The organism is Streptomyces sp. NPDC000983 (genome assembly GCF_040299205.1).
Taxonomy (GTDB): Bacteria; Actinomycetota; Actinomycetes; order Streptomycetales; family Streptomycetaceae; genus Streptomyces.
Genome location: NZ_JBEPBM010000011.1, coordinates 16024 through 37640 on the forward strand (window position 1 = coordinate 16024; position 21617 = coordinate 37640).

A 21617-nucleotide genomic window follows, 5' to 3' on the forward strand; every position below is an offset into this window, starting at 1 on the left:
GGTGGAAGTGGAGTCCGAAAGTCAAGACGTGATTGCGTGAACCGGTCCGCGGGGCTCGTCCGATGAGGTGACGTGAGCGAAACGAGAAGCGACGGAGATCTGCTGCGCGCTGTCGCCGCGGACGGGGACCGGCGCGCCTTCGAGGAGCTGTACCGGCGGTTCGCCCCCTGGCTGACCGCCCGGCTGCGCAGCCGCTGCGCCGACCCCGGGATCGTCGACGACGTCGTACAGGAGACGTTCCTCGCGGTGTGGCGGGGGACCGCCCGCTACCGGCAGGACGGGGACGTCGCCGGATGGCTGTGGCGGATCGGGTCACGGCGCCTGGTCGACGTGCTGCGCGGCGACGGGGCGCGGGGCCGGCTGCGGCAGGCCCTGGCCCGGCTCAGGCACCGGGAGGAGGTGTCCGCCGAGGACCGCGTGCTCGCGGGGGTGGAGCACGGGGACCTCGCGGGCGCCCTGGTCCGGCTCTCACCGGAACTCCGGGCGGTCCTCCAGGCCACGGTCGTCGACGGGCTGACCACCCGGGAGGCGGCCGTGGTGCTGGGGATACCGCCGGGGACCGTCAAGACGCGGGCGATGCGGGCCCGCAAGCAACTGCGGGAGGCGCTGGCATGACCTGGCACGTATCCGAAGAGGACCTGCGGGCCTACGCGCGCGCCGAACTGGCAGCCCCCCTGCTCTGGTCCGCCGACACCCACCTGGCCGCCTGCGCACGGTGCCGGGCGGTCCTCGCCGAGGTGAGCGAACCCCTCGACGCCGCCTGGGCGCGCCTCGACGCCGAACTCGACGCGCCCCGGCCGGGACTCTTCGAGGCGCTGCTGCTGCGGCTCGGCGTCGCCGACCACACCGCGCGGCTGCTCGCCGCGACCCCCGTGCTGCGCCGCTCCTGGCTGGCCTCGGTGGTGCTGCTGCTCATGACGACGCTGGGCGTGGTGTACACCGCCGACTCGCCGACCCTGTTCCTCGCGCTGGCACCGCTGCTCCCCCTCGCCGGGGTCGCGCTGTCCTACGGGCCCGCGCTGGACCCGACGTACGAGATGGCCGTCGTCTCCCCGGTGCACGGGTTCCGGCTGCTGATGATCCGTACCGTCGCCGTGCTCACCACCGCGCTCGGACTCAACGGCCTGGCCACCCTCGCCCTGCCCGACTACGGCCTGCGCGCCCTCGCCTGGCTGCTGCCCGCGCTCGCCCTGACCGCCACCGGGCTCGCGCTCACCCCGCGGTTCGGGCCGGTCCTCGCGCCGGCCCTGGTCGGCGGCGGCTGGGCGGCGCTGATCGCCGTCGCGGACGCCGTCGCCGACGGCGGGCCGCTCGCCCCGTTCACCGCGGCCGGACAGGGCGCCGCCGCCGCGGTCACCGCCCTCGCGGCCGGCCTGCTCTACCTCGCCCGTGACCGATTCGACGTCTTCCACAGGAGCGCCGTATGACCTCCACCGTCTCCGCCTCCGGGCTCAGCCTCCACTACGGCTCCACCCGCGCCCTCGACGAGGTGTCGCTGCGGCTGACCCCGGGCGTGACCGGGCTCCTCGGGCCCAACGGCGCCGGCAAGACCACCCTGCTGCGGGTCCTGGCCACCGCCCTGAACGCCCAGCGCGGCACCTTCACCGTGCTCGGGCACGACCCCGGCTCGGCGCGCGGCCGGCAGGAGGTGCGGCGCCGGCTCGGCTACCTCCCGCAGACCCCCGGCTTCCACCCCGACTTCACCGCCTTCGAGTTCGTCGACTACGTGGCGATCCTCAAGGAGATCGACAACCGCGCCGCCCGCCACCGCGAGGTGCGCCGGGTCCTGGACGAGGTCGACCTAGGCGACGTCCGCGGCAAGCGCATCAAGAAGCTCTCCGGCGGCATGCGGCAGCGGGTCGCGCTCGCCGCCGCCCTCGTCGGCGACCCCGGCTTCGTGGTCCTCGACGAACCCACCGTCGGCCTCGACCCCGAACAGCGCATGCGGTTCCGCGAGCTGATCGCCCGGGCCGGCGAGGGCCGGACCGTGCTGCTCTCCACCCACCAGACCGAGGACGTGGCCATGCTCTGCCACCGCGTCCTGGTCATGGCCGGCGGCCGCATCCACTTCGACGGCACCCCCGCCGAACTCACCGCCCAGGCCGCCGGCCGGGTGTGGAGCAGCACCGAACGCGCCCCGCACGCCAAGGCGGGCTGGCGCACCGGCGCCGGCACCTTCCGCAACGTGGGGGATCCGCCGCCCGGCGCCGACCTCCTCGAACCCACCCTGGAGGACGGCTATCTGCTCACCCTCGACGCCCAGGGCCTGGCGGTGACGGCATGACCACGCTCGTCGAACGCACCCCCCTCGCCCTGCGCACCGGCCCCCGCGAGACCTGGGCCGCCGTGTTCGCGCTCGCCCGCTTCGAGGGGCGCCGCCTGCTGCTGTCGCCCCCGGTCCTGGTCGCCTTCGCGCTCTACCTCGCCTGGATCGTCTACCACACCCACGACTCCTACGACGGCTTCCCCGCACTCCAGGACGTCGACCGCGACACCCAGAGCATGCCCCTGCTGGTCGGCCTGGCCGTCCTGCTCAGCGTCAACCTGGCGGTACTGCGCTCCCGGCGCCGGGACACCGAACGCCACTTCGCGGTCCTGGTCGTCACGCCCTGGCGCCGGACCCTCGCCCACCTGCTCTCCCTGCTGCCCGTGGTGCTGCTCACCGCGGCGGGCGTCGCCCTGCAGTTCGGCTGGGAGGCCCTCAAGCCGGGCGCCGTCGGACACGGTTCGCCGGGCGAACTCCTCGTCGGACCGCTCACCGTGCTGCTCCTCGGGGCGCTCGGAGTGCTGCTGGCCCGGGTGCTGAAGTCGCCCTTCACCGGCCCGCTGCTCGTCGTCTTCCTGCTCTTCTTCCTCGTGCTCGGGGTCAGCCCCGGCGGCGAGGACGGCGGCACGCGCTGGCTGACCCCGGTGGTCGGCGACAGCAGCCCCGACACCCTCCCCTCCGACCTGCTGGGCCGCCCCGCCGCCTGGCACGCGGTGTACCTGCTCGGCCTCGGCCTCGCCATCGGCGTTGTTGCCCTGCTGGCCGGCGGCGGCCGCCGGGTCCGCACCCTGTACGCCGTCCTCGGCGCGACGGTGGCCCTGACCCTGGTCGGCGCGGTCGCCCAGGCCGGCGGCGAACCCGCCTCCCTGACGGCAGCCCGGGAGCGGGCCACGCTCGACCCGGAGCTCAAGTGCGTACGGCACTCGGGTTCCACGTACTGCGCCCACCCGGAGTGGGAGCCCCGGACCGGCACCTGGGCGGAGGTCGTCGACGAGGTGCGGAACCTGGCCGGCGGCACCGCCCACGAGCAGCCGCTCCTCGTCCGTCAGCGCGTCGAGGCCCGCTACGGCCCCGACGCCGACGGCGCCCTCGAAGCCTCCGGCACCGAGTACGAGGTCACCGTCGGCACCCGGTGGGGCGGTGCGCGCGTCCCCGAGTTCTCCTCGGCGGTGGCCGCGGTGCTGGTCACCGGGACGGAACGGGCGGCCGGTGAGCTGTGCGACGGGCGCATGGTCACCGTCATGTGGCTCTCCCTGGGCTGGCAGGACCGGCCGGTGGACCAACTGCGCCTGGTCCGCCTCGACGACAGCGACACCGGCTCCGCCGTCGTGCTCTCCCCGACGTCCGGGATGTCCATGTCGGCCGGCCAGACCGACGTCGTACGGGAACTGCTCGGCCGCCCGAAGGCCGAGGTGACCGCCCTGGTGAAGAAGAACTGGACCGAGCTGACGACGCCCGGCCTGACCACCGCGCGGGCGGCCGAGCTGCTCGGCGTGAGGGGCGTCACCGAGAAGGACGGGTGCGAGGAGTGAGGGAGCTGCTCGTCCCGGTCTGCCGCACCCTGCCCTGGCGGGCGCTCGGCGCCGGTGCCGCCGTGGGACTGCTGTTCGCCGGGACGGCACGGATGTTCCCCGAGGGCTTCAACCCCTGGCTCGCGCTCAACACGCTGCGCGCCTCGGCGCTCTGCTTCGCCGTCGGCCTGGCCTTCGTCCTGGACGATCCGGCCCGTCACACCACGGCGACGGTCCCGACTCCGCGGCCACTGCGGCAGGCGCTGTGCCTGGTGCCGGTCCTCCCGCTCGCCGCGCTGTGGTGGACGGCGGCGGTCCTGCTGATCCCCGCCGACCTGCGGCCCCCGCTGGGGGCCACCACCCTGGAGGCCGGCACCGCCTGCGCGCTGGCCCTGGCCGGTGCGGCGACGGCGATCCGCCGCAGAGAGGACCCGGAACCCGGGGTGGCAGTCGGCGCGGCCCTCCTCATCACGGGGGTCCTGGCCGCGCTGCTCCTGCCGGAGCGGTGGGCGCTGTTCGTGGCGGCCGACGACCCGAACTGGCCCGATGCGCACGGACGCTGGGCGGTGCTTCTCGCGGCGGCGCTCGCCGCCTGGCTCCTCTGCTCCCGAGAGCCCCCGGCCCACCGTCCCACCGGCCCGGCCCGGCCCCGGCCCCGCTAGCCGACCACCCGCGCGGTTCCCCGCGCCCCTGGGGGGCTGCCGTTTCGGCTGCGGGTCGGATGGGGCCTGATCGCGCAGTTCCCCGCGCCCCTGGGGCCCGCCCGTTCACTTCAGCCGCGGCATCGGTGGTGGCCGCTTGCGCAGTTCCCCGCGCCCCTGGGGGGTCTGCTGGTTCATTTCGGCTGCGGGTCGGGTGGTGGCCGCTCGCGCAGTTCCTCGCGCCCCTGGGGGGCTTGCCGGTTCACTTCGGGTGCGGCATTGGTGGTGGCTGGTCGCGCGGTTCCTCGCGCCCCCGGGGGGTGTGGGCCCGTTCGTTCGGTTGGGCTGTCGGGGAAGCGGTCCGGCAGTGCCGTCAGGGGCGCGGGGAACTGCGCGACCAGCCCCCACCGGCGGTCAGCCGGAGCCGATGGGGCCCGGCGCACGCGAGGCGCAGGCCACGGGGCAATCAACCCCCGGCCCCCTCCCACCCAGGGGCGCGGGGAACTGCGCGACGAACCCCCACCGGCGGGCAGCCGGAGCCGATGGGGCCCGGCGTTCGCGGCGCGGGTCAGGCCAACCTCCCCAGGGGCGCGGGGAACTGCGCGACGGACCCCCACCGGCGGTCAGCCGGAGCCGAGCCGGCAGGTGCCCAGGGGCGCGGGGAACTGCGCGGAAACCCCCACCGGGCCCGCGCCCGACAGGCACCGCGAACCGCAGAGCACTACGTCTCGGTCCGGTACATCAGATCCGTCTCGTACGTGACGAACCCCATCCGCTCGTACACCGACACCGCAGCCTTGTTGTCCGCGTCGACATACAACATCGCCGTCCCCACCCCCCGCCCCGCCAGATACCGCAACCCGACGGACGTGAGCGCCTTCCCCAGCCCCCCACCCTGCGCCCCCGGCCGCACCCCGAGGACGTACACCTCACCGAGCCCCTCCTCCGCATGGACCTTCGTCCAGTGGAACCCGATCAGCTCCCCCGCCCGCTCGGCGAGAAAGAACCCCTCCGGATCGAACCAGGGTTCGGCCATACGGTCGTCAAGATCCCGCTGCCCGAGAGACCCCTGCTCCGGATGGTGCGCGAACGCGGCCGCGTTCACCGCAAGCCAGCCCGAGTCATCCCGCCCGGGAACGAAGGAACGTACCGTCACATCCCCGGGAAGCCCCGGCTCGGGAAGATCAAGCCCAGCCAACGGCCGCCGCATCTGCCGCAGTTCACGGAAGAGCGTCAGCCCCAGCACCTGCGCCAGATGCCGAGCCGCCGCATGCCCCCCGTGCGCCCACACCCGCAGCCGCTTCCCGCTCGCGGCGAGCAGCGCGGACCCCAGCGCCCGCCCGTGCCCGTGCCCCCGGTGCGCCGGGTGGACGACGAGTTCGGCGGCCGGCGCCTCCACCGGATCGGTGTCCTCCAACTGGGCGTAGCCGACGAGTTCACCGCCCACCGTGAGCAGCAGATGGGAGACCCCCTCCCGGTCACCGCCGCGCAGCTGGAGCCGCCCCTGCTCGGACACCGCCTGCTGGCCGTCGGCCCGCGCGGCCTCGGCGAGCAGTGCGAGCACGGCCTCGGTCTGTTCGGGAGCAAGAGCGGAATAGGTCTCGATGGCCCGGGCCCCGCCGGGGCCCGCCGTGTCGTGGCTGGTCATGAATACGAGGGTAAGCCGAGGTCACGGAAGAGCAGCGGCAAAAGGGAAACCAGGATGTAACCCGGAACCTCCTTCCGCGCTACGCGCGTTGACTCTAGGCTGCGGCCCGGGCATCACTGCCCTGTCATGTCTTCTTCTCCGCTCCATACGACTCACAGGGGGGCGTATGCCAGCCATCTCCCAGCGGCCGCAGCCCGGCCGCAGACGCCGTACGTATCTGATCCTCACCGCCGCGGCGGGCCTCGCCACCGCCGGTGCGCTGGCCGCCGCGCTGCCGGCGACGGCGTCCTCCGACGCGGGCGACCGCAAGGGCGGCGGCCACTCGTACAGCCGCTACCAGGACGTCCAGCTGCTGTCCTTCAACGACCTGCACGGCAACCTGGAGCCGCCGTCCGGTTCCTCCGGCCGGGTCACCCACCTGAACGAGGACGGCACCACCCGCACCATCGACGCGGGCGGTGTCGAGTACCTCGCCACCCACCTGCGCCAGGCCCGCGAGGGCAACAAGTACTCCGTCACCGCGGCCGGCGGCGACATGGTCGGCGCCTCCCCGCTGATCTCGGGACTCTTCCACGACGAGCCCACCATCGAGGCGCTGAACAAGCTCGAACTGGACGTCACCAGCGTCGGCAACCACGAGTTCGACGAGGGCTCGAAGGAACTGAAGCGCCTTCAGTACGGCGGCTGCCACCAGACGGACGGCTGCTACGTCGAGGGCGAGGAGTTCGAGGGCGCCGACTTCCCCTACCTCGCGGCGAACGTGCTGAACGAGAAGTCCGGCAAGCCGATCCTCAAGCCGTACTGGGTGTGGAAGAAGAAGGACGTCAAGATCGGCTTCATCGGGGTCACCCTGGAAGACACCCCGGGCATCGTCTCCGCGGAGGGCGTCAAGGGCCTGAAGTTCAAGGACGAGGTCGAGACGATCAACAAGTACGCCAAGGAGCTCCAGCGCCAGGGCGTGAAGTCGATCGTCGCGCTGATCCACGAGGGCGGCGCTCCGGCCTCGACGGCGTACAACTACGACTGTGACTCCCCGGGCGCCGGCGACGGCATCTCCGGGCCGATCGTCGACATCGCCAAGAACGTCACCCCGCAGGTCGACGCGCTGGTCACCGGCCACACGCACGCGGCCTACGCCTGCACGATCAACGACCCGTCGGGCAAGCCGCGCACGGTCACCTCGGCCGCGTCCTTCGGCCGCCTCTACACGGACACCACGCTGACGTACGACCGCTGGACGGGTGACATCTCCCGTACGGCCGTGAAGTCGGCGAACCACGTGGTCACCCGGGACGTCCCCAAGGCGACCGACATGACCGAGCTGATCACCAAGTGGAACACCCTCGCGGCGCCCATCGGCAACCGCGCGATCGGCTGGATCTCCGGCGACATCCCGAACACCGGCACCGAGTCCCCCATGGGTGACCTGATCGCCGACGCGCAGCTCGCCCACGGCAAGCAGCTCGACCCCGAGACCGACCTGGCGCTGATGAACCCGGGCGGCGTCCGGGCCGGACTGACCTACGCGGCCAAGGCGAGCGAGGGCGACGGCGTGGTGACCTACGCCGAGGGCTTCACGGTCCAGCCGTTCTCCAACACGGTCAACCTCCAGGACCTCACCGGCGCCCAGCTGATCACGGTCCTCCAGGAGCAGGTCAGCGGCGCCAACCTGGCCTCCCCGAAGATCCTCCAGCCGTCCTCGGGCCTGACGTACACCCTGGACCTGACGAAGACCGGCGCCGACCGTGTGGTGACGGACTCGATCAGGCTCAACGGTGCGGCGATCGACCCGACGGCCACCTACCGCGTCGCGTCGAACAGCTTCCTCGCGGGCGGCGGCGACGGCTTCACCACGCTGGGCCAGGGCACGAACGACCTGGTCGGCGCGGACGACCTCACGGCCCTGGAGCAGTACCTGACGGCCAACTCCTCCTCCACGAACCCGATCGCGCCCCCGGCCGCGAACCGAATCACGATCATCCGCTGAACCCCGCCCCGATCCCCATGAGGGGCTGACGGGCGAACACGCGGCTCAACCGCACAAGAACGAAACGAAGGCGGTGACCGGCCCAAAGGCCGTCACCGCCTTCGCCGTTCCTCCGCCCTCGATCCGAGCGGCCTCCCTTCATTCACCGCCCCCGGTGATACGTCCGCCCCGACTGACCGCGACCCGAAGGGCGTCACCGAGGGACTCCACGGCCCTGCTGAGAGCGAACCGCACGGCCCGTTCACCGGCGGCGGAGTCGGCGAGCACGGCTGCGGCCCCTGCGAGTACCTGCTCCCCGGAGGCGAGCAGGGCCTCCTCCAACTCGTCGGCACGCCGGGAGAGCGGGCCGGGCTCCGCCTCGTCGGTGCTGAGGTAGCAGGGCTTGCCCTCGGGGGTGGTCCAGGGCAGCAGTCGCAGCCGGCGGCCGTACGGAGCGGCACTCATGTGGAGACCTCCACTCCGTGGATGTGGCGTGGGCCGACGTCGATGCCGTGGGTGGCGAGCCAGAGGGCGCGACGGCGTTGGCGTTGCAGCCTGCGGTGCCGGCGCTCGTGCGGGGTGAGGAGGTAGGGGCGGACGAGGGGTGTGTCGTACTCGTGGTCCTCGGTTCGGCGCTGGGGGAGTGGCCGTGTGGTGAGCGGGAGTTGGGCGGGGATTTCGCGCCTGCGCCCTCGGTGACGCCCTCGGGCGGGCAGAAGGGCGCGTAAGAGGGGGAGCAGCAGCGATTCGAGGAATCCGGTGGTGTGTGCGCGCATGCCAAAGCTCCATCTAAGTGGGGGGTTTGACGAGCGGTGATCACCGTTCGTGTCTCGATCGTCACAGGCGCGGCGTACGTTGCGGAAGAGGTCTGGCGTTGTCCGAGCGCCGGACAACGGTGAGGGGTGACGTGGGCGAAGTGGTTGACGCGCAGCCGATTTCCGGGCGGGTGATGCTGGGGCAGACGCTTCGAGTCCTGCGCGAGAAGGCGGGTAAGTCACTGGGGCGGTTGGCGGACGAGACCGGGTACGACAAGAGCTATCTGAGCCGTCTGGAGTCAGGTCAACGGCTGTCCAAGGCGACTGTGATGGAGGACCTGGACGCCTTTTACGGGACTGGTGACCAGCTGATTCGTCTGTGGCGCGATACGCGCAAGGACGTCATCAAGGACACGTACAAGGGGTTCATGGAACTGGAGGCGACCGCGCGGGTCATGTGGCTGTTTCAGCTGCGTGTTCCGGGCCTGTTGCAGACGGAGGAGTATGCCCGTGCGGTGTTGTCAGGGTTGTCTGGAGCCCAGACAACAGCCGGCAACGGCGAAGAGGTCGAAGAGCAGGTGGCGTTGCGCATGGGACGGCAGGAACTGCTGCACCGCGAACCGGCGCCGAATGTCCGCGTGATCCTGGACGAGGGGGCGCTGCGGCGTCCGGTTCCGCACGCGCAGGTGTGGGCGGACCAGTTGTCCCATTTGCTGGAAGCATCGGAGTCGCCGAACGTCGTGCTCCAAGTGCTGCCTTTCAAGGCCGGTGTGCACGACCTCATGGACAGCCACCTATGGCTGTTCTGGCAACGAACCGGAGACCCTGTCGCCTACGTGGAAGGCAACGGCTTCGGCCAGGTGATCGACGATCCGGACAAGGTGCTGTCGTACCGCTTGTCCTACGATCTGGTCAGGGATGCGGCGCTGACTCCGGTGGAGTCGACGGCGTTCGTCAAGCGTCTTCTGGAGGAATGCGGACCATGAAGCGGACCCTCGACCTCGGCACGGCCCAGTGGCGCAAGTCGTCCTACAGCGACGGGGGAGGCACGAACTGCGTCGAGGTCGCCGACGGCCACCCCGGCACAATCCCCGTCCGCGACAGCAAGACCCCGGAGGGCGACGTACTGCTCTTCGGGACGTCCTCGTGGACCCCGTTCCTGACGCACCTGAAGGGTGACCTGGACTGAGCGCGGGCGGACGAAGTTCGACATGGGGCCGCGTCCGGCTGCCTTCCCGAGCACCTTCTCCACCACAGCCGGCTCGGCGAGTTCCCCACATGACCGTCCAGGACACCGTCGTGGGCGACCCACCGGCGACCGGCCCCACCCCCCGGCGGCTGGGCCGCGCCCTGCACTACCGCCTGGGGGACGGCAGCCGGGCCGAGGAGGGGTGGGGCCGGTTGCGGGAGTTGCTGGGGCGGGTCAGGAAGCCGTAGGCGTCCAGTCGCCCAGCCAGTCCGCGGTCTCCTGGTCGGCCGCCTGGGCGTCGGTCAGCTGCGGGCGGTCGGCGCTCGCGGAACCCGCCCCCGCGCCCGAGTTCCTGTACTCGGCGAAGCGGTCGTTCTTCCAGGAGAAGCCGCCCATGTCGATCCAGGGGGTGGACTTGATCGCGGCGCTGAGGGTGGTGTCGCGGACCGTGGTCTGGGGGCGGAGGGAGGCGTCGCCGCCGGCGTGCCAGTTGCGGCCGAGGTAGAAGCTGCCGGCCGTCACGTCGCCGTTGATCGCGGAGCGGTTGATGAGGATGCCCTTGCGGGCGGCCGCGGTGCTCGGCGCGGTGACGTACCCCGCCGACGTGCCGTTCCACCGCTTCTTCAAGGTGATGACCGACTGGTCGATGACCGCCGTCGCCCGCCCGAAGATGAAGTCGACGTTGCCGGTGATGTAGGAGTTCCGCACGTACACCCGGCCCAGCTTGGCCGCGCCCGCGGTGTCCAGCAGCAGGGTGTCCTGGTCGCCGTTGACGATGAGCGAGTCCAGGTAGACCTTGTCGGCCGCCGTGCGCAGGGCGACCGCCTGGTGGCCGGAGAGGGACTGGTTGGCGGCCTCGTCGAAGTCGTTGGTGATGGTCAGGTTGCGGGCCTGGAAGTCGTCCGCCTCCACCGCGACCGTCGCGCTGCCCGAAGTGCCGTACGTGCCCGAGCCGTCCGGCTTCGGCGTGCCGGACGCGTTGTTGTAGACGATCACCGTGTCCTTGCGGCTGCCGCCCGTGCCCTGGATCGTGACGTGCGGCTTGTTGGACGGGACCTTCACCAACTCGCGGTACGTGCCCGGCTTCACGGCGATCACGACCCGGGACGGGTTGTTCGCCGGTACGGCGTTCACCGCGGCCTGCACGGTCGAGTACTGGCCGCTGCCGTCCTTGGCGACCGTGAGCGTGGTCGCCGCCGTGGCGAGCGTGGTGGCCGTCGTACCGATCGAACCGCGCGGGCCCGTACCCGACTTCAGCAGCGACGGCACGTCCGCCGTCTTGTCCAGCGTGTACGCGTAGTACGCCTTCGGGTCGAAGGCCGTACCGCCGCTCTCGTTGCGGCCGCTGGTGCCGGAGAACGTGTTCCCGCGCTGCACGATCGCCGCCGTGCTGTCCCTGATCACCGGGTTGGTGAAGCCCTGGAAGTAGGAGTTCTCCAGGACCATCTTCGTGGCGCCGCGCGAGTAGTTGCCGTAGGAGGACTTGATCGTCGTCCCGGCCACGTCCTCCAGGAAGTTGTTGTAGAGGTGCGCGTGGGCCGCGTTGTCCGTGGAGGGGTTGCGCTGCTCGGTCTCGCGGAACCAGTTGTGGTGGATCGTGATGTCGGTGACGACGTTCTCGGTCCAGCCGATCCCGAACGTCTTGTTGTTGTCGCTCAGCCTGTTCCAGGAGACGGTGACGTTCGTCGAGTCCTTGCGGACGTCGATCAGACCGTCCGCCATGTGCCGCAGATCGTTGTGGTCGATCCAGACGTGGTGCGCGCCGTCCATCTGGATCGCGTCGAAGTCGTGGTCCTTGTCGTTCCAGATGCCCTGGTACGAGTCCCGGATGGTCAGGTTCCGGATGATCACGTTGTGCACGCCGGTGCCCAGGAAGAAGCCGCCGCCGACGATGTGCCCGGAGGTCCCGGAGCCCACGATCGTCTTGTCGCTGGCGACCTTGATCTCCTTGCCGACCGGGTTCATGTCGATCGTCGCCGCCACGACGATGACGTACGGCTCCGCCGCGGTCGCGTACTTCTCCAGGTCCGCGAGCGTCCGCACGGTCACCGTCTGTCCGTCCCGGCCGCCGTAAGTGCCGTTCTGGCCGAGCGAGTCGACGGAGGCGAAGCCGTCCGCGGTGGCGGTGGCCCAGGCGGGCGCGGTCGCGGCGGAGGCGGTGGGCTGGGCCTCGTCGCCGAGGAGGGGCGTGTAGGCGAGGGCGCCGGCGGCGGTCAGGGCCAGCGGGAGGCCGACCGTCAGCGCCGTCCTGCGCCGACGGTGCCGCGGCCCGCGGCGGGGGTGCTCCGTGGGGGAGGCGTGGGGGGTGGGTGTGTCCATGCGTCGGCTCCGTTTCGTTCCGTACGGGACGGGCGGGTCGACGTGGAGTCGCCACGGCGGGCCGGAAGGTTGCCGCCGCCGGGCTACGGCACCTCCGGCGGGGGCGTCGGCGCCCCCGGCAGGCGTACGGTCGCCACCGTGCCGCCACCGTCGGCGGGGGCCAACGACACCTCGCCGCCCGCCTGTTGGACCGTACGGGCCACGATGGACAGGCCGAGCCCCGAGCCGGGGAGGGCACGGGCGTCCGGGGAACGCCAGAAACGGTCGAAGACGTAAGGGAGTTCCTCGTCGGGGATGCCCGGACCGTGGTCCCGTACCGTCAGCACGCCGTCCGCGAGCCGCACCTCGACGGCGCCGCCCCCGGGGCTGAACTTCACCGCGTTGTCGAGGATGTTGACGACCGCCCGCTCCAGCGCCGACGGTTCGGCGCGCACGTACCAGGGCCGCAGGTCCGCGGTGATCGCCAGCTCCGGGCCGCGCAGCCGGGCCCGGCGCAGCGCGGACTCCACGGTGTCCTCCAGGGCGACCACCTGGACCCGCTCGCCCCGCTGGTCCTGCGAGCGCGACAGTTCCTGGAGGTCGCCGATGAGGGCGGCCAGCTCGGTCATCTGCGCCTTCACCGAGGCGAGCAGCGCCTTGCGGTCGTCCGGGGGGATCGGGCGGCCGGTCTCCTCGCTGCGGGTGAGGAGTTCGATGTTGGTGCGCAGGGAGGTGAGGGGGGTGCGGAGTTCGTGGCCGGCGTCCGCGATCAGCTGTTGTTGCAGTTCGCGGGAGCTGGCCAGCGCGGAGGTCATGGAGTTGAACGACCTCGACAGCCGGGCCACCTCGTCCTCGGCGTCGTCGTCGACGGGGATACGGACGCTCAGGTCCTCGGTGCGGGCCACGTGCTCCACGGCCTCGGTGAGCTCGTCGACGGGACGCAGTCCGGCGCGGGCGACCGCGAGTCCGGCGGCTCCGGCGCCCACGACTCCGATGCCGGAGACGAGAAGGAGGATGAGGGCGAGTTCGTTGAGGGTGGACTCGGTGCCCTTGAGGGGGGTCGCCACCTGGAGGGCCACGCCCTGCGAGTCGGCGGCGTCGACGCCCAGGTACTGCGTCAGGACGCGTACGGCGTTGCCGTCGTCGTCCTTTCCGTTGCGGATCGTCGCCTCACCGCGGTCGGCGTTCTTGATCACTTCCTTGTCGGAGTCGGTGATCTCGATCGTGCCCAGGGAGTTGGGATCGACGCAGGGGTCGCCCGCTGCCTTGATCAGCTGGGTGTAGTCCTTGGGGATCCACCGCGCACCGTTGCCCGGCTGGGCGGTCTGGGAGCAGACCTGGAGCAACGGCGTGCCCGGCCGCTTCACCATGTCCCGCAGGTCGTTGTCGACCTGCTCGTACAGCTTCCCCTGCACGATGAACCAGCACGTCACCGACACCGCCGCCACCGCGAACGCCACCGCCGACGCGACCAGCAGCGACAGCCGCGCCCGGATCGGCAGCGCGCGGAACCCGCGGAACACCTTGCTCACTCCGCGCCGCCCTGTCGCAGGACGTAGCCCACGCCGCGGACCGTGTGCACGAGGCGCGGCTCGCCGCCCGCCTCGGTCTTGCGGCGCAGGTACATGACGTACACGTCGAGGGAGTTCGACGACGGCTCGAAGTCGAAGCCCCAGACGGCCTTGAGGATCTGCTCGCGGGTGAGGACTTGGCGCGGGTGCGCCATGAACATCTCCAGCAGGGTGAACTCGGTACGGGTCAGCTCCACCGGCCGCCCGGCCCGGGTGACCTCGCGGGTCGCCAGGTCCATGCGCAGGTCGGCGAAGGTGAGCGCCTCGTCCTCCTCGGCCGCCGCCGAGGCCGCCGCGTAGGAGCTGCGCCGCAGCAGGGCGCGTACGCGGGCGAACAGCTCGTCCAGCTCGAACGGCTTGACCAGGTAGTCGTCCGCCCCGGCGTCGAGCCCCGTCACCCGGTCGCCCACCGTGTCACGGGCGGTGAGCATCAGGATCGGGGTGGTGTCGCCGGCCCCGCGGATGCGCCGCGCGGCGGTCAGGCCGTCCATGCGCGGCATCTGGATGTCGAGGACCACCAGGTCGGGGCGGTACGCCGTCGCCTTCTCCAGGGCGTCGGCGCCGTCGACGGCGATCTCCGTGGCGTACCCCTCGAAGGCGAGGCTGCGCTGGAGGGCTTCGCGCACCGCCGGCTCGTCGTCGACGATCAGGATGCGCTGGGGGTCACGGTCGCCATCGGCGGGGCTCATGGGCTTCGGGTTCCTCGGTGCGGGGGGACGGGGTCGACGCATTCAGCCTCGCATGTCCGCGGCGGGTGCGTTGAGAGGTGGATCAGGCGCGGGCCGCCGTACGGCCGCGGGTGCGGCGGCGGGCCGCCGCACGGCCGGTGGCCAGCTCCGGGGCGCGAGCGGCGGGGGTGGCGGGAGCGTGCAGCTCGTACGCCACCTCGAGGGCGAGCGCGAAGCCCGCCGGGTCGGTGTCGGCCACCGTGCGGGAGACCTGCTTGATCATGACGTCCTCCTGGAGGGGATCAGTTCTGCTCGCCCGCCCGCAGCTTCGCGAGGTCGGACTTGACGGTGTTGACGGGGATGGCGAACCCGAGGCCGACGCTGCCGGCGTCGGAGGAGGACGAGGCGGAGGAGTACATCGCGGAGTTGATCCCGATGATGTTGCCGTTCATGTCGATCAGCGCGCCGCCGGAGTTGCCCGGGTTCAGCGAGGCGTCCGTCTGGAGCGCCTTGTACGTCGTGGTGGACGAGCCGGTGTCGCCGTTGAACTCCTGGCCGCCGAACTCGAACGGCCACCCGCCGCCGCCCTGCTGCTGTTGCTGCTGCTGGCCCTCGCCGGTGGAGACGGTGACATCGCGGTCCAGCGCCGAGACGATGCCGCTGGTCACGGTGCCGGTCAGGCCCTCGGGCGAGCCGATCGCCACGACCGTGTCGCCGACCTGCACGTTGTCGGAGTCCCCGAGGCTCGCGACCGACAGCCCGGACGCGTCCCGGAGCTTGATCAGGGCCAGGTCCTTGCTGCTGTCGGTGCCGACGACGTCGGCGGTGTACTCCTTGCCGTCGCTGGTGGTGACCTTGATCGTGGAGGCGCCGGAGATGACGTGGTTGTTGGTGACGATCTCGCCGTCACTGGTGATGATCACGCCGGAGCCGGTGGACGCACCGGAGTTCGAGGTGGCGCTGATCTCCACGATGCTCGGGCTGACCGCCGAGGCGATGGCGGCGATGTCGCCCTTCTTGCTGGAGGGCACCACGCTGGTGGTGGTGCTCGCGGCGACGGTGTCGCTCCCGGTCAGCTCCTGCACGGCGTACGCGGTACCGCCGCCCACGGCCGCGGCGACCAGCGCGACGGCGGCGAGCAGGGCCACCGGCCCACGGGTGCGCCTGCGGCGCGGTGCCTCCTCGGCCGGTACGGGCGTCGGGAGAGCGGTGCCGCCGCCGTCGCCGTCACCGGCGGCCCAGGCGTTCCACGCCGGGGCGGGCTCCTGCACCGGCGCGTACGCCGGCGGGGGCGGCCACTCCGGGTTCACGGGGGCGGGGGTGTGCTGCTGCCCGGCCTGGTACGGGGCCTCGTGGTCGCCGCTGCGGCGGTAGCTCTCGGTCATGGAACAGAGCTTGTCCGTCGACGATGAGAGCTTCCTGAGTGCTCCCTGAGAAGCCCGACAGAACCTCGTATGCCCGATGTAAAGACGGTTCCGGGCGCTGGGCGGGCCCTAGCGGAGAGCCCTCACTCCCGCCTTCGGGAAGCCTGTGCGGTCGAGCCGGCGCGGGCGGTCACAGACAGCCGCAGGACCGGCGGGTCACCAGCTGGGACGGGAACACCTTCAGCCGCTCGCGCCGCGATCCCGCGACCCGCAGACCGTCGTCCAGGACGAGGTCCACCGCGGCCCGCGCCATCGCCGAACGGTCGGAGGCGACCGTGGTCAGCGGCGGATCCGCCAGCGCCGCCTCCTTGATGTCGTCGAAGCCCGCCACGGCCAGCTCGCCCGGCACGTCGAGGCGCAGCTCGCGCGCCGCCCGCAGCACACCCAGGGCCTGGTCGTCGGTGGAGCAGAAGATCGCCGGCGGGCGGTCGGGGCCGGAGAGCAGGTCCAGCGCTATCCGGTAGGCGTCGTAACGGTTGTAGGGGGCCTCGAACAGCTTGCCCTCGGGGCTGATCCCCGCCTCGTGCAGGGCGCGCTTCCAGCCCTCGACGTGGTCGGAGACCGGGTCGCCGACCGAGGGGGTCTCGGCCGTGCCGCCCAGACAGGCGACGTACTCGTAGCCGTGCTCCAGCAGATGGCGCACGGCGAGCTGGGCGCCGCCGAGGTCGTCGGTGACGACGGCGACGTCGTCGATCGCCTCGGGGCGCTCGTGCAGCAGCACCACCCGGGCGTCCCACGCCTCGATCTCGGCCGCCGCCAGGTCGTTCAGCGCGTGGCTGACCAGGATCAGACCGGAGACCCGCATCCCGAGGAAGGCCCGCAGGTAGTGGACCTCGCGCTCGCCGACGTAGTCGGTGTTGCCGACGAGGACCATCTTCCCGCGCTCGGAGGCGGCCTGTTCGACCGCGTGCGCCATCTCCCCGAAGAAGGGCTGGCGCGCGTCCGGGATGATCAGACCTATGAGGTCCGTCCGGCGCGAGGCCATGGCTTGGGCGACCCGGTCGGGCCGGTACCCCAGTTCCTTGATCGCGGCGAGAACGCGCTCGCGCGTGGCCGGGGCGACCGGCCGGGGTCCGTTGTTGATGACATAGCTGACGACGGCGGTGGACGTCCCCGCCAGCCGCGCCACATCATCCCTGGTTACCTTGGCCACGCGCGGAGTCTACGCGGATGGACCCGCTCTGGGCAGGGCGTGAAGGAGCTTGACCGAACCCCGCCCGAGCGCCGTCCGGGCCCGCTAGGCGTCCGCACTGACCTCTACGCCGTCCAGGACCGCCGTCTCGTCCGCATCCTCCGACTTTGCGCGGTCGGCCTTGGTGCGGGCCTCCTCGCCGGAGCGGTCGCCCTTCTCGGGCGTAACGAATCGATAACCGACGTTCCGGACGGTGCCGATCAGCGACTCGTGCTCGGGGCCGAGCTTGGCGCGCAGCCGCCGTACGTGCACGTCCACGGTGCGGGTGCCGCCGAAGTAGTCGTAGCCCCAGACCTCCTGGAGCAGCTGGGCGCGGGTGAAGACGCGGCCCGGGTGCTGCGCGAGGTACTTGAGGAGCTCGAACTCCTTGAAGGTGAGGTCGAGGACCCGGCCCTTGAGCTTGGCGCTGTAGGTGGCCTCGTCGACGGAGAGGTCGCCGTTGCGGATCTCCATCGGGGAGTCGTCGTTGACGATCTGCTGGCGGCCCATGGCCAGCCGCAGCCGCGCCTCGACCTCGGCGGGTCCCGCGGTGTCGAGCAGTACGTCGTCGATGCCCCAGTCGGCGGTGACGGCGGCGAGGCCGCCCTCGGTGACGACCAGGATGAGCGGACAGCCGGGTCCGGTGGAGCGCAGCAGCTGACACAGGCTGCGCACCTGCGGCAGGTCACGGCGGCCGTCGATCAGGATGACGTCGGCGCCCGGGGTGTCGACGAGCGCGGGCCCTTCGGCGGGGGCCACTCGCACGTTGTGCAGGAGCAGGCCGAGAGCCGGGAGCACCTCCGTCGACGGCTGGAGGGCATTGGTCAGGAGCAGCAGCGAACTCATACGTCTGGTTCCTCCTCGGTCCCTGCGAGGACGCTTTCGGTACAGCGGCACAGCGGCATTGCTCTGTGATCCCGGGGGCCCGTACACCCGCGGTTTCCCGCGTCGTATACAACGCTCCCGAAAGCACAAAAGGACCCGGGGGCTTCGCTGCCCGAGTCCTCTGCCCAGGAGAATAGCCCACATGAGGACTGATCCGGCAGGTCGTGTGGTGCGTTCGACGTCCGTTCCGAATTCTGAGACGAACAGACATACCCCTATACGGACGTTTCTGCGCACGGCCGACGGGGTGACGATCGATTCCGTATACAACCCGGGATCGGTCGTATACGACACCGGAATTCCATCCTCCATTGGTCCGGCCTTCGTGATCGCGCACGGATTCACCGGTGACGCGGACAAACCCCACGTACGCCGGGTGGCGGAGGCGTTCGCGCAGTACGGAAGCGTGATCACGTTCTCTTTTAGAGGGCACGGACGCTCCGGTGGACGGTCCACGGTGGGGGACCGGGAGGTGCTCGATCTGGCCGCCGCGGTGGCCTGGGCGCGGGAGCTGGGGCACACCCGTGTGGTGACGGTGGGCTTCTCGATGGGCGGTTCCGTGGTGCTGCGGCACGCGGCCCTCCACCGGCCGGAGCACGCGGGGCGCACGGAGGCGCGAACGGACGCGGTGGTTTCGGTGAGCGCCCCCGCGCGTTGGTACTACCGGGGTACGGCCCCCATGCGCCGGGTGCACTGGCTGGTGACCCGCCCCGGGGGCCGCCTGGTGAGCCGGTACGGGCTGCGCACCCGGATCCACCGCACCGGGTGGAACCCGGTCCCGCTCTCCCCGGTGGAGTCGGTGCCGCTGATCGCCCCCGCCCCGCTGCTGATCGTGCACGGCGACCGTGACGGCTACTTCCCCCTGGACCATCCCCGCATGCTGGCCGACGCGGCCGGTGAGCACGGCGAACTCTGGCTGGAGCCGGGGATGGGCCACGCCGAGAACGCGGCCCCCGACGAACTGCTGGCCAGGATCGGTCGCTGGGCCGTCGGCCGGGCGGGTTAGGGCCTGCCGTCGAATTCCCGTCGTCGCCCGGAGGGCGGCGCGGCGGCGTCAGGTGCGTGCTCTCGGCGTGCCGGGCGCGGGCCCTCGGACTGGTTGTCCGTGGGTCTGTGCCCGGTGCGGCGAGAGTGCGTGCATGGCGTCGCTGGGCAGACGGGAATTTGACGACAGGCCCTAACCTGGCCCCTGTAGACAGCCGAAGGACGACAGAGGAACGGGATGGCAGAGGTCACGGTCCGCTACTGGGCCGCCGCGAAGGCCGCGGCCGGGGTCGGCGAGGAGCCGTACGCCGCCGACACGCTCGCCGAGGCGCTCGCCGCGGTGCGCGAGCGGCACCCCGGAGAGCTCGCGCGCGTACTGCTGCGCTGCTCGTTCCTGATCGACGGTGACCCCGTGGGCACCCGCGGACATGAGACGGTACGCCTGGCCGACGGCGGCACGGTCGAAGTGCTCCCGCCGTTCGCAGGAGGGTGAGCGATGACCAACCAGCCGTACCAGGGCGGCTACGACGCCTACGACCCGTACGGGCAGCAGGCACAGGCCCAGGGGCAGGGGTGGCAGCAGGGGTACGAGGACCCGCAGGCCGCCCAGCATTACACCCAGCAGTGGCAGGGGCAGACCTGGGAGACCCAGGTCCAGCCGCCGGTGGCGCAGGCCGAGACGGCGTACATGCCCCAGCAGGGCGCGCCCGAGCAGGGCATGCCTCAGCAGGGCCATGAGCCGTACGCGGCCGGGCCGCCCCCGCACGTCCCCGCCCCCGAGCCGGCCCCGGCGCCCGCCCCGGGGGGCGAGGGCTACGGCCCGGCCACCCTCGGCGGCAACTCCCGCGTCACCGACGCGCAGCGGGCGCGCCTGGAGGGCCGCTCCCCGATCATCGAGCCCGGCATGCAGCCGGCCGCGCTGACCGCGGCGCTGGGCCTGCTGCTGTCGGGCACGGCGGCGGTCGGCACGTACGCCCTGCTGGTCCCGCTGGTGGTGCTCCAGGCCGTCACCGCGGCCGGCTGGTTCCGGCTGAACGGCATGTGGCCGGCCCGCCAGGGCATCGCGCTGGCCTTCGCGGGCGCGCTCACGGCGGACGTGGCCCTGCTGGCGTCCGACCGGGCCCCCTCGGCGATCCTCGGCACGCTGGGCGTCTGGGTCCTACTCTCCCTGGTCCTCCAGCTCCGCTCGCACGCCGACCCCGACGAGCGCATGTACGGCCTGATGGCGACCGTCGCCTCGGCGGCGCTGGCCATCACGGCCTCCGGCTACCTGGCGGCCGAGGCGGACGCGGTGACGGTCGGGGCGGCCGCGGTGGCCGTGGCCCTGCTCGCACGCGCGCTGCCGCTGCCGACGCCCGCGTCCGTGGTTGTCGCCGTGCTCGCCGCGGCCGGCGCGGGCATCGCGGTCGGCGGTATGACGGACGTCGGCTCCGAGGGCGCGCTGCTCGGCGCCGCGGCCGGGGCCTCGGCCCTGATCGGCCACCGGGTCGCGAGCTACGACTACCCGTCGAGGTTCGTCCACTTCACGGCCGGTGTGGCGCTCCCGCTCGCGGCGGCGGCACCCGCGGTGTACGTCCTGGGCCGGGCCCTGGGCTGAGGGCACCGGCCCGCAGCCGCCGTCCGCCTGTCACAGGTGATCGACAGTTCCGCTGACCGTCCGTCCGGCGGGGTTACGCTCGCCGGATGACGGCCACCCGGTCGTCCTGCCGACTGGGTGGGGGAACACCGAACATGCGCGCACTGCGGATCCTGCTGATCGTCACTGTCGTACTCGGCGGTCTCTTCGTGCTCGCCGACCGGCTCGCCGTCGGTTTCGCCGAGGACGAGGCCGCCGAGAAGCTGCGCACCACGGAGAACCTCTCCGCCACCCCCGACGTGTCCATCAAGGGCTTCCCGTTCCTCACCCAGCTCGCCGGCGGTGAGCTGGACGACGTCGAGGTCGGGATAGCGGACTACGAGGCCACCGCGGGCAGCGGCGAGACCATCCGCATCGACGGGCTCAAGGCGAACATGAAGGGCGTGCGGTTCTCCGGCGACTACGGCTCCGCCACCGCGGACAGCGCCACCGGCACCGCCTCCATCGGCTACGCGGAACTGCTCAGGACCGCCCAGTCCGAGGAGGCCGAGGTCGGACCCGGCGTCACCGCCCGGGTCGTGGGGCTCTCCGACGGCGGCAACGGCCGGATCAAGGTCGCCGTCGAGGCCACCGTCCTCGGGGTGAAGCTGCCCAAGCCCGTCCATGTGCTCAGCTCCGTCACCGTCAAGGGCGACACCGTCCAGGTGCACGCGGACTCCCTGCCCTCGTTCGGCGGCGTCGAGATAGCGGAGTCCCGGGCGCGCGGCATCACCGACTTCGAGCAGCGGATCGACGGACTGCCCGGCGGCATCAAGCTGGACAAGGTCGAGGCGGCGAAGGACGGCGTGGAGATCAGCGTGCGGGGTTCGGACGTCCGACTCGCGGGGTAACAGGGCCCTTGGTGAACGCCCCGGAAGCCTCGGGGGAGAGTGCCCGGAAGCCTTCAGGCTTCAGGGAGGGCCCCCGGCGCCCCTTCCTGAGCGCCGGTGTCCGAAACGCGAGACGCCACCGTCCGCACCGTAGATGTGACGGCGGCTACACCACCCCGCGGGCCCCGCGAGAGC

Annotated in this window: 23 protein-coding genes; 13 read left to right on the forward strand and 10 right to left on the reverse strand. The window is 71.9% G+C overall.

Annotated elements, in window-relative coordinates:
• Positions 1-72 precede the first annotated feature (72 nt).
• From ABT296_RS14815 to ABT296_RS14835, 5 genes are read left to right on the forward strand one after another with little or no spacing between them, the layout of a single operon-like run.
• Positions 73-615, forward strand: a complete 543-nt coding sequence (locus tag ABT296_RS14815) for an RNA polymerase sigma factor (RefSeq protein ID WP_351927080.1) — start codon at positions 73-75, stop codon at positions 613-615.
• Complete coding sequence (locus tag ABT296_RS14820; protein WP_351927082.1) at positions 612-1427, forward strand: cupin domain-containing protein; 816 nt, start codon at positions 612-614, stop codon at positions 1425-1427. The genes ABT296_RS14815 and ABT296_RS14820 overlap by 4 nt, the downstream gene beginning before the upstream one ends.
• A complete protein-coding gene (locus ABT296_RS14825; RefSeq protein ID WP_351927084.1) occupies positions 1424-2284 on the forward strand; it encodes an ABC transporter ATP-binding protein in 861 nt (286 codons plus the stop codon). The genes ABT296_RS14820 and ABT296_RS14825 overlap by 4 nt, the downstream gene beginning before the upstream one ends.
• Positions 2281-3798, forward strand: a complete 1518-nt coding sequence (locus ABT296_RS14830) for an ABC transporter permease (RefSeq protein ID WP_351927086.1) — start codon at positions 2281-2283, stop codon at positions 3796-3798. Before ABT296_RS14825 ends, ABT296_RS14830 begins: the two co-directional genes overlap by 4 nt.
• Positions 3795-4439 (forward strand): ABC transporter, encoded by a 645-nt coding sequence (locus tag ABT296_RS14835; protein ID WP_351927088.1) that lies wholly within the window; start codon positions 3795-3797, stop codon positions 4437-4439. Before ABT296_RS14830 ends, ABT296_RS14835 begins: the two co-directional genes overlap by 4 nt.
• Positions 4440-5139: 700 nt before the next feature.
• Here the strand turns inward: ABT296_RS14835 and mshD are convergent.
• Complete coding sequence (mshD, locus tag ABT296_RS14840) at positions 5140-6066, reverse strand: mycothiol synthase (RefSeq protein WP_351927090.1); 927 nt, start codon at positions 6064-6066, stop codon at positions 5140-5142.
• Between the two features lie 166 nt (positions 6067-6232).
• Here mshD and ABT296_RS14845 point away from each other — a divergent pair, with 166 nt between their 5' ends.
• Positions 6233-8053, forward strand: coding sequence for a bifunctional metallophosphatase/5'-nucleotidase (locus ABT296_RS14845; RefSeq protein WP_351927092.1), 1821 nt, complete (start codon positions 6233-6235; stop codon positions 8051-8053).
• A gap of 138 nt (positions 8054-8191) precedes the next feature.
• Here ABT296_RS14845 and ABT296_RS14850 read toward each other — a convergent pair whose 3' ends face one another.
• Entirely contained in the window at positions 8192-8497 is a 306-nt protein-coding gene (locus ABT296_RS14850) for a hypothetical protein (RefSeq protein WP_351927094.1), read from the reverse strand.
• On the reverse strand, positions 8494-8808 hold the full coding sequence (locus tag ABT296_RS14855; protein ID WP_351927096.1) for a hypothetical protein: 315 nt from the start codon (positions 8806-8808) through the stop codon (positions 8494-8496). Before ABT296_RS14855 ends, ABT296_RS14850 begins: the two co-directional genes overlap by 4 nt.
• Positions 8809-8939: 131 nt before the next feature.
• On the opposite strand from ABT296_RS14855, the gene ABT296_RS14860 reads away from it, so the two are divergent.
• The 3 genes from ABT296_RS14860 to ABT296_RS14870 all read left to right on the forward strand — a co-directional run bounded on the left by ABT296_RS14860 (position 8940) and on the right by ABT296_RS14870 (position 10224).
• Positions 8940-9773 (forward strand): helix-turn-helix domain-containing protein, encoded by an 834-nt coding sequence (locus ABT296_RS14860; protein WP_351927098.1) that lies wholly within the window; start codon positions 8940-8942, stop codon positions 9771-9773.
• Positions 9770-9976 carry a DUF397 domain-containing protein gene (locus tag ABT296_RS14865; RefSeq protein WP_351927100.1) on the forward strand — a complete coding sequence of 69 codons (207 nt, stop codon included), beginning with the start codon at positions 9770-9772 and terminating at the stop codon, positions 9974-9976. Before ABT296_RS14860 ends, ABT296_RS14865 begins: the two co-directional genes overlap by 4 nt.
• 89 nt (positions 9977-10065) lie before the next feature.
• Positions 10066-10224, forward strand: a complete 159-nt coding sequence (locus ABT296_RS14870; protein ID WP_351927102.1) for a hypothetical protein — start codon at positions 10066-10068, stop codon at positions 10222-10224.
• On the opposite strand, the gene ABT296_RS14875 is transcribed toward ABT296_RS14870, so the two are convergent.
• The 7 genes from ABT296_RS14875 to ABT296_RS14905 all read right to left on the reverse strand — a co-directional run bounded on the left by ABT296_RS14875 (position 10211) and on the right by ABT296_RS14905 (position 17954).
• Positions 10211-12295 carry a pectinesterase family protein gene (locus ABT296_RS14875; protein WP_351927103.1) on the reverse strand — a complete coding sequence of 695 codons (2085 nt, stop codon included), beginning with the start codon at positions 12293-12295 and terminating at the stop codon, positions 10211-10213. The two genes, ABT296_RS14870 and ABT296_RS14875, sit on opposite strands and share 14 nt — an antisense overlap.
• Positions 12296-12378: 83 nt before the next feature.
• Positions 12379-13806 (reverse strand): HAMP domain-containing sensor histidine kinase, encoded by a 1428-nt coding sequence (locus ABT296_RS14880; RefSeq protein WP_351927105.1) that lies wholly within the window; start codon positions 13804-13806, stop codon positions 12379-12381.
• Positions 13803-14534: a response regulator transcription factor gene (locus ABT296_RS14885; protein WP_351927107.1), complete on the reverse strand. Its 732-nt coding sequence runs from the start codon at positions 14532-14534 to the stop codon at positions 13803-13805. Before ABT296_RS14885 ends, ABT296_RS14880 begins: the two co-directional genes overlap by 4 nt.
• An 82-nt stretch (positions 14535-14616) precedes the next feature.
• Complete coding sequence (locus ABT296_RS14890; protein WP_351927109.1) at positions 14617-14796, reverse strand: hypothetical protein; 180 nt, start codon at positions 14794-14796, stop codon at positions 14617-14619.
• A 19-nt stretch (positions 14797-14815) separates the two neighbouring features.
• Positions 14816-15898, reverse strand: coding sequence for a S1C family serine protease (locus tag ABT296_RS14895; RefSeq protein ID WP_351927111.1), 1083 nt, complete (start codon positions 15896-15898; stop codon positions 14816-14818).
• Positions 15899-16067: 169 nt separating this feature from the next.
• Positions 16068-17090 carry a LacI family DNA-binding transcriptional regulator gene (locus ABT296_RS14900; RefSeq protein ID WP_351927113.1) on the reverse strand — a complete coding sequence of 341 codons (1023 nt, stop codon included), beginning with the start codon at positions 17088-17090 and terminating at the stop codon, positions 16068-16070.
• Positions 17091-17174: 84 nt separating this feature from the next.
• Positions 17175-17954: a response regulator transcription factor gene (locus ABT296_RS14905; RefSeq protein ID WP_351927116.1), complete on the reverse strand. Its 780-nt coding sequence runs from the start codon at positions 17952-17954 to the stop codon at positions 17175-17177.
• Between the two features lie 181 nt (positions 17955-18135).
• Here ABT296_RS14905 and ABT296_RS14910 point away from each other — a divergent pair, with 181 nt between their 5' ends.
• The 4 genes from ABT296_RS14910 to ABT296_RS14925 all read left to right on the forward strand — a co-directional run bounded on the left by ABT296_RS14910 (position 18136) and on the right by ABT296_RS14925 (position 21443).
• Positions 18136-18999, forward strand: coding sequence for an alpha/beta hydrolase (locus ABT296_RS14910; RefSeq protein ID WP_351927118.1), 864 nt, complete (start codon positions 18136-18138; stop codon positions 18997-18999).
• Positions 19000-19215: 216 nt separating this feature from the next.
• The gene (locus tag ABT296_RS14915; RefSeq protein ID WP_351927120.1) at positions 19216-19470 is read left to right on the forward strand and encodes a MoaD/ThiS family protein; all 255 of its coding nucleotides are present in this window, start codon (positions 19216-19218) and stop codon (positions 19468-19470) included.
• A 3-nt stretch (positions 19471-19473) separates the two neighbouring features.
• Positions 19474-20574, forward strand: coding sequence for a hypothetical protein (locus tag ABT296_RS14920; RefSeq protein ID WP_351927122.1), 1101 nt, complete (start codon positions 19474-19476; stop codon positions 20572-20574).
• A gap of 134 nt (positions 20575-20708) precedes the next feature.
• On the forward strand, positions 20709-21443 hold the full coding sequence (locus ABT296_RS14925) for an LmeA family phospholipid-binding protein (RefSeq protein ID WP_351927480.1): 735 nt from the start codon (positions 20709-20711) through the stop codon (positions 21441-21443).
• Positions 21444-21617 lie beyond the last annotated feature (174 nt).